Consider the following 2,119-nt stretch of genomic DNA (forward strand, 5'->3'; position numbering starts at 1 on the left):
ACACAAGTGCACTGAAAGCGTTCAATACCGAGCAATTGGGAGCCTTGGCTTCAGATCAGATCGTTGCTTTGACGACGACCCAAGTCAATGCTTTGACTTCCGGGCAGATTCAAAGCTGGGGGACAGATGATCTGAATGCCTTGAGCACCACGCAGTTCAAATCAATCGGCTCTGTTCAAGTCGCTGCGTTCACAACCGATCAGGTCAAGGCGCTGACGACGGATGACTTTGCGGCCATTGGCACAGCCGGCCTGAAGGGGCTGAGCGCCGCAGATGTTGGCGCAATGACGACCGAGCAGATCGTGGCGATGACCACCACGCAAGCTGCGTCGCTCAGCAGCAGTCAAGTGCTGGGCTTGCTCACCGATCAGGTGGCGGCCTTCGCAACCGACGACTTGAAGGCGCTCAGTACTTTGGCACTGCGGAGTCTGACTACCGAACAGTTCAATGCACTGACCTCGGATCAGATTAACGTGCTCTCAACTTCACAGCTAAGGTCAGTCACGACCGAGCAACTAGGGACTTTGAGTACTGACGAGATCACTTCGCTGGGGACAGCCCAGATCGCTGCTTTCAGCTCAACACAGCTGGGTAGTTTGAGCACCGATCAGTTCAGCGCCTTCCAGTCGCAAGACATCAAGGCGTTTGTCACAGCCCAAATAGCGGGGCTCACCACCGACCAGATCCATAGCATCACAACGGATCAGGTAAAGGGTTTTGACACCGAGGATCTCGCCAAGTTGAACATGAGCCAGGTTGTCTCGTTCACGACAGATGCCTTGGGCGCGATGACGGCGGCACAACTCGACGGACTCTATCTCGCCACGCCAATCATGTTGGATCTGAACGGCAATGGCATTCAGACCTTGTCCGCTGAACAAGGCGTCAACTTCGACCTGAACGGCACCGGTACCGCGCACAAGTACGGATGGGCAACGGGCGGCGACGGCTTGCTGGCGATGGACCGAAACGGGGACGGCGTGATCAATAGCGGTGCCGAGTTGTTTGGTTCCGGAACGCAATTGGCCAACGGTCAGCACGCGGCAAATGGCTACTTGGCCATGGCTGCGGAAGACAGCAATCACGACGGCAAACTCGACGCACATGACGCCAGCTTCAACAAACTCAGAGTCTGGGTTGATGCCGACCATGACGGCAAAACCGATACCGGCGAGTTGAAGACGCTGGCGGACCTGGGAATCACCGAGCTGGATCTGCAAGCCAAGTCGAGTACGGCCGTCGACCATGGCAACCTGATCGGCCTGGTCTCGGGCTACAAGACGGGGGACGGGGCAACGCACCAAATGGCAGACGTCTGGTTCGCCAAGGATGTCAGTCCAAGCGGGGAGCCCAGCAAGCCCTCACCGGCCTTGAATGATTTGCTGGCGGCCCCGAGCGAGAACCTGTTGGTGCAAGCTGAGGTCCATCAGATAGGCGCTTCAATGGCCGGCAAGCCGAGTGAGTTGCAGCACGCGTTGCTGGAGCGCAAATTGATTGAGGACGAGGAAAACAATCGATTGAACGGGCCGCTGCTTTAAACCGAGAGGGCGCCTTCGAGCGCCCTTTGTTCCAGCGCGCGCGAGATGAGATCAATTTCCGTCATCTTTAAAGAAACTACCTTGAGACAAGGTGCAACAGCTGCCGGGGTTGGGCGAATCCAAGGTCACGACCAGACAAGTTTTGTGTGGTCGTTGAAAGAGTAAAAAAGAAATACTTGAATGAATCGCGGTAAATCTATATGAGTTGGGTATCCGGAAACTCAAAGACAGCTGGGGCGAATACAGCGGCATGCATGCCTGCTGCCAATTCGGCGATTCATTCTGAGCCGAGCTTTCGGCGTCAAGTAACTAAATAACTGAGCGAGCTCAAAATGGCTTCTTTCATCTCAAGCTTGAACACCACGCAGATAGCCTTGCTGTCTTCATCGACCCTGGCAAATCTGACTTCCGTGGATTGGGCTGCGTTTACCAGCGCGCAAATCCAGGCGCTGACCACCCAGCAAGTAGGCTCACTGGGTACAGGTCCTGTGAGTCTCCTCAGCACGGCCCAATTTGCGGTGTTTGAGACGCAAGACTTGCTGGCCATGTCGACCCGTGCGATCAGTGCCATGAAGACCGAT

At 55.7% G+C, this 2,119-nt stretch carries 1 protein-coding gene and 1 pseudogene; both read left to right on the forward strand.

Annotated features, from left to right (window positions below):
• Nucleotides 1-1,538: pseudogene (locus LNV07_RS25255) on the forward strand (heme utilization protein); the annotation flags it as partial.
• Between the two features lie 332 nt (nucleotides 1,539-1,870).
• The coding region (locus tag LNV07_RS25260; protein ID WP_263573977.1) for a hypothetical protein at nucleotides 1,871-2,119 on the forward strand (249 nt) is incomplete at its 3' end.

The organism is Roseateles oligotrophus (genome assembly GCF_025717515.1).
Lineage (GTDB): Bacteria > Pseudomonadota > Gammaproteobacteria > Burkholderiales > Burkholderiaceae_C > Paucibacter_A > Paucibacter_A oligotrophus.